Genomic DNA, 6,337 nt, shown 5'->3' with positions numbered 1-6,337 from the left:
TGGACATCCCATCTGGGCTAAATGGCTACATGGGTATTCCATCACCTATTGCAGTCAAGGCCAATGTAACAGTAACCTTTGAAGAAGCAAAAGTAGGCTTATATCTTCCTGAGGCAAAAGAGTTTGTAGGAAAATTAGTAATTGGCAAGATCGGGATACCTCAAAAAATAAAGCAAGAGAATCCCCCTTCATTTTATGGGATTTCTACAGATATCATAAAATATATACCTGATATAACACATTTAGCTCATAAGGGTTCAGTCTCGCATGTTCTTGTAATTGGCGGAGCAAAAGGGCTTACTGGAGCTGTTAGTTTATGTTCATTGGCAGCATTAAAGGCTGGTGCTGGTTTAGTTACAGCAGCAATTCCCTGTGGTTGCAGTTCAAATGTCAAACTGAACTGGCCAGAGATAATGACAAAAGAACTGGGCTCAAGGGATAATACTGAATTTGAGAAGGAGAACTTTAACGAGATAAAAGATGAGCTAACAAAATTTGATGCAGTTGTAATAGGTCCTGGAATGGGTAGAAATAATGGCGTAAGGGAATTTTTAAGGCAATATCTAAATGCAGATCATCCTCCAACTGTGATAGATGCAGATGCGCTCTATAATTTATCTAAATTAGAAGAAGATATTAAAATACCTTCTGAGACTATATTAACACCACATCCAGGAGAAGCTGCATATCTTTTAAACACTACTACTGCAAAAATACAACAAGACAGATTTAATGCTGTAAAAACATTGGTACATAAATATGGATGTGTATGTGTACTAAAAGGTGCTGGTACACTTGTTTCAGATAAAGACAAAAAAATATATATATCAAATATTGCATGCAAAAATTTAGCAATTGGTGGATCTGGAGATGTATTATCAGGCATTATAGGACATATAAAGGGTATGAAAATAGATTCAAAGGACGCTGCTTGCATGGGAGTTATGTGGCATGGGCTTTGCGGAGTCCATTTAGAAAAAGAATATCCTTATAGGGGAAATTTGGCCCAGGATATTGCCTTTACACTTCCATTAGTAAGATAATGTATTTTGCTTAAATTTAGGTTAAATTTTTAGGGTATGTAATAATTTTATTACATACCCCTTATACCTTTTCTAACTCCACCAACTCTCTTAACTCATCATCTTTGAGTTCTGTAATCCATGTTTCTCCTGCACTTACAATGCTTTTGCTTAAAGCGCGTTTTTTTTCTATCATCTTGTCAATTTTTTCTTCAATAGTGCCTTTGGTAAGGAGCCTGTGTACAAATACATTGTTTTTTTGCCCAATTCTATATGCCCTATCAGATGCCTGGTCCTCAACTGCTGGATTCCACCATAGATCATAATGGATTACGTGGTTTGCTGATACCAGATTTAATCCTGTTCCCCCTGCCTTAAGTGAGAGTATAAAGATCCATGGACTTTTTTCTGTGCTGAATTTTTTAATCATTTCATCCCTGTTTTTCCTTGCCACTCCACCATGTAAAAACAACACCTCTTCGCCCAATTCTTTTAAGATCATTTCTTTAAGTAAGTGTCCCATTTCTCTGAACTGGGAAAAAATAAGCACTTTTTCTTTTTGTTTTTTTATCTCATCTAAGAGTTCAATTAATCTCATACTCTTGCCAGATAAATCTGGATTTGGCTGATTTTGTTTTAAATACAGGGCTGGATGATTACATATTTGTTTTAGAGAGAGCATAAGTTTTAATACAAGCCCCTTTCTAGTTATACCCTGTTCGCCAAAAATCTTTCCTAAAGATGTTTTCACGACCTCTTCATAAAGAGAGATCTGGTCTTGAGACATTGGACAATATTCATTTTTTTCTATTTTTTCTGGAAGATCTCGTATAACTGTTTTGTCTGTTTTTTGGCGTCTTAAAACAAATGGAGAAATAATGCGCCTTAAATCTTTTTTTGCTTTTTCGTCTCCATATCTTTCGATTGGGATGGAAAAGTGTTTTTTAAAATATTGTTGGCTGCCTAATAGTCCTGGATTTAAGAATTGAAATATGCTCCAGAGCTCCATAAGCCTATTTTCAATAGGAGTGCCTGACAATGCAATTCTATAAGGTGCTTTATTTAAACTATATACTGCCTTTGTCTGGGCTGCAAATGGATTTTTTATATTTTGTGCCTCATCTATAATTACAACAGGAAATTTATCTGGAGAAATCTGATTTTCCTTTTGTCTGAGCACCCCATAGGTGGTTAAAACAACATCTATATTGTCTAAACTGTCAAGACTTTTGTCAGTGCCGTGATAGGAATATACATTAAGGGAAGGAGCAAATTTATCTATCTCCTGTTGCCAATTCCCAAGCAGGGTTGTTGGGGCAACAATTAATGCTGGCCTTATTTTTTTCTTCTTTAAATAAAGTATCAAAGCTATTGCCTGAATGGTCTTTCCAAGCCCCATATCATCGGCAAGACATGCGCCAAATCCTGCCTCACAATTTACCACCATCCACCTATAGCCTGTTAATTGATAAGGCCTAAGGTTTGCTTTTAGACCAGCAGGTGTCCTAAGTCGCCTTAATTTAGATAGCCCTTTTAGCTTGGCCTTGATTTCCTCAGGTGGGATGAATTCAATTGCGCCATCATCAGTTTTTATCTCTTGTAGTAGGGCAGAGCGCATAAGTTCTGCATAATCTTTAATTTCAATATCTGTGTTAAGAATGCGCCTTACCCTTTCAAGCTCATCTGGCCTGATTAAGAGCCAATCTTCTTTTATTTTAACCAGAGGAGTTTTTGCCTCACATAATTTTAAAAATTCTTCCCTACTTAGAGTAATATCCCCAAGACTCACCTGCCATTCAAACTCCAGCATATCCTTTAAAGAGAGCATGGGTTCAATATGGGATACAGATTTTGTCTGTATCCTGGGTCTAATCTTTAGGACCTCTTTTATTTCTTCAGGGAATATCAGAGGAATATCAAATATCTGTAGATATTCTTTGCCTGTTGAAATGAGATTTAGCAAATCATCTGCTTTTACAGTGATTTTTTCTTTAAATCCTCCCTTTTTTGCCTCAAGAGAGCTAAGGACAGGGATATGACGCGTTAAGATAGATATTAAATCAATTATCTCCTTCTTGTCCTTGTCATGTGCTGTTTTCCAGAATCTTTTTAAGTTGACAGGTTTTTTGTCATCAGGAAATACCCTTGGCTCAAGCACCCAATTTTTTGTTGTCTTTGCAGGCTTTAAGACAAGACCAATCCTTATAATATCTTGTTTTTTTCGTAAAATTAAGGGAGCAAGCCATGATTTTAGGGCTGAAAAAAAGGAATTTATCTGTGGACTACTTGCTAATATACTCTTATCCTCTTTAAAAACAAATAAATATTCATCTTCTAATAATACATTAGAACCAATTCCTTTTTTTACTAGTATATTTATGCAACTGTCTAAAAAAGATTCCATTACATCTTGAGGTGGGAGGTACCCTCTTTTATTTATATATCTTAAATAGGTGCAAGGTGGGGCTTTTTTTATTGTTTTATCAAATATTTCCTTTAGTTTTTTTGATATGAGATAAGACTTATATGTAATCTTATAGGAAACTTTTTTATTAGGTATTTCTTCAACAGACGGTATATAATATGAATTTTCAACAAGAGCCAGGGCAAAATGTGCAAGGTAAATATATGTAAAAAATGGAGGAGATATTTCATTTTCTAGAGTAAGAGATGTGGATGCAAGATATGGTAATATCTTATCTAGCTCTATTGAAATACCTTTCACACGTTTTTGTTTTAATTCGCCATTATCATTTATTGTTATTAATTTTTGTTTAAGAGATATATATTTGTCTATTCCATAAATAAAGAGTTCATTTTTTTCTTTTAAAAATATAACACCCTTTGCATTAATAAGATTAGAGAAATCATCTCCATTTTCTAAAAATGTATTTAGGTCTATTGAATCATAAATAGAACCCAATATCTCTTTAAAATCGCCTTTTCTGTAAAAAATAGGATTATCAGTAAGTACTGAAAATATAAAATTTTTCCCATTTCCCTCCAAAGAGAGTGAAGGAAAAGGGGTATTTTGTTTATAGGAATAAAAATTTTCTATCTCTGATTTATTTGGTACAAAACTGGAGATTTTATCTTTTTCTTCAATTAATTTTAGTTGTTTTAAAAATTCTTCTTTTGGAATTCCCCTGAGTGTAAATAGCACAAAAGGGTCATTATCTATGACCTCGGCCAGGACATAAAACACTGCTGCAATGTGTTTACATGGATTTGCCCAATCAGGGCAACTGCAGTCAGTGTCAAATTCCTCTTCAGTTGTTGGCAAAAGGTCAATTCCATGATCTTTAAATATATCTACTATGTTTTCAGGCAGGGTCAAATTTAATATGGATGACACAAGAACAGGTCTTTGCCTCATTATTTGAAATATTTCATCTCTGGTCTTTTTTGTAAACTCTTTTACCTTTATTTTTATTTTATAGGGCCTTTTTCTGGTGCCAGCTACTTGGGCAGTGATCAGGCCTGGTTGTATGTCACATTTAACTACCATGCCTTTTCTTGCGTAAGTTCTCCCCCTTGGAAGACGATTTTTCCAGACAGAACCAAGACGCTCCAATGCGCCTATCCATGTCTTTCCCCACCAGGTTAAGGCAAAAGATTTTTTCTTCATATATTAAATCCTTATTTAATTTTTTTGTATTTCATGCTAGCAGATGTATGTGATGTCAAGTATCTTACATCTTACTCCAACCCTTGCCAATTTTCAAATTTATTTATACAGTCATGATTGTAAAAATTTTGGCGTCAAGGAGCAATTATGAAATATTTGCCAATCGGTATTCAGAGCTTTCAAAAAATGATTAGAGATAATTACTATTATGTGGATAAGACACCTTTTGTTAAAAAATTTGAGAGAGGTGGGTATTATTTTTTAAGTCGCCCCCGGAGGTTTGGGAAGTCCTTGTTTCTAGATACTTTAAAAGAGGCCTTTTCTGGCAATAAAGAGCTTTTTAAAGGGCTCTATATCTACGATAAATGGAATTGGGATAAAAAATATCCAGTTGTTAAAATAAGCTTTGGAAGGGGTGGTCACCGCACACCAGATGATTTAAAAATTAGCATTGAAGAGATTTTTTTAGGGATACAGAGAGAGCACAACATAAAATTGTCCTACCCAACATTAAAGGGAAAATTTGAACAAACAATAATCCTTTTATATGAAAAATACAAAGAGCCAGTTGTTGTGCTCGTGGATGAATACGACAAACCCATACTTGATGCAATAGAAAATATAGAAAATGCAAAAGAAAACAGAGAGATATTAAAAGATTTTTATTCAGTGCTAAAAGATGCTGATCCATATTTAAAGCTTGTATTTTTAACAGGGGTATCCAGGTTTTCAAAGGTGTCTATTTTTAGTGGGTTAAACCAATTAAACGATATTACTTTAGATCCATCATTTGCAACTATTTGTGGATATACCCAATCTGACTTAGAAAAAGTATTTGCAGACAGATTAAAGGATTTTGACGTTGATGAGGTAAAAAGGTGGTATAATGGCTACAGATGGCTTGGAGAAAGTGTCTACAATCCCTTTGATATTCTACTGCTCTTTGATAAAAAGTTTTTTAAATCCTACTGGTTTGAGACTGGCACTCCTACATTTTTGATAAAGCTGTTTAAACAGAATAACTATTATTTGCCTGATGTAGAAAACCTTGAAGTAGGAGAAGAGCTTTTATCCAATCTTGATATTGATAATATCTATCCAGAAAATTTACTATTCCAGACAGGGTATCTTACAATTAAAGACTTTACTCGCATGGGCAATAAAAATGTCTATACTCTAACTTATCCCAATTTAGAAGTCAGGATGAGTTTTAATGATGCCTTTTTATCCTATCTTACCCCAAGCCCGCCTTTAAAAGACCAGACTGAAGTAGGTTTAATCAAAATTTTCCAACAAAATAGAATAGAAGATTTAAAAGATATTTTACACAGCTTTTTTGCTGGTATATCCTATGAATTTTATCGAAAAAATGAGCTTGATAAATATGAAGGCTATTATGCATCAATAGTGTATGCTTTGTTTAACGGCGCTGGGCTTGATGTATCTTCCCAGGTAACTTCTAATAAAGGCAGGGTGGATTTAACTGTAAAATATAAAGACAGAGTTTATCTTATAGAATTTAAAGTAGTAGATAAAGACTCAGAAGGCAAGGCCTTGGAGCAGATAAAAGAAAAAAAATATTATGAACAATTTATAGGAAAATTTAAGGAAATCTATTTAATTGGCATAGAATTTAGTAAGTTTAAGAGAAATATTGTGGGATTTGAGTTGGAAAAGGTGCTTTAGT

3 protein-coding genes are annotated in these 6,337 nt (G+C 34.1%); 2 read left to right on the top strand and 1 reads right to left on the bottom strand.

Features of this window, described 5'->3' with window-relative positions:
- A partial coding sequence (locus tag ACY2V1_RS06365) for an NAD(P)H-hydrate dehydratase (protein WP_461833961.1) occupies positions 1 to 1,043 on the top strand: 1,043 nt, incomplete at its 5' end.
- 61 nt (positions 1,044 to 1,104) lie between these two features.
- Here ACY2V1_RS06365 and ACY2V1_RS06360 read toward each other — a convergent pair.
- Positions 1,105 to 4,650 carry an SNF2-related protein gene (locus ACY2V1_RS06360; RefSeq protein ID WP_461833960.1) on the bottom strand — a complete coding sequence of 1,182 codons (3,546 nt, stop codon included), beginning with the start codon at positions 4,648 to 4,650 and terminating at the stop codon, positions 1,105 to 1,107.
- Positions 4,651 to 4,797: 147 nt separating this feature from the next.
- Here ACY2V1_RS06360 and ACY2V1_RS06355 point away from each other — a divergent pair, with 147 nt between their 5' ends.
- On the top strand, positions 4,798 to 6,336 hold the full coding sequence (locus tag ACY2V1_RS06355; protein ID WP_461833959.1) for an ATP-binding protein: 1,539 nt from the start codon (positions 4,798 to 4,800) through the stop codon (positions 6,334 to 6,336).
- Position 6,337: the final 1 nt, after the last annotated feature.

The sequence above is a fragment of the Desulfothermus sp. genome (assembly GCF_053993635.1).
This window is presented reverse-complemented; position numbering and strand designations above follow the sequence as displayed.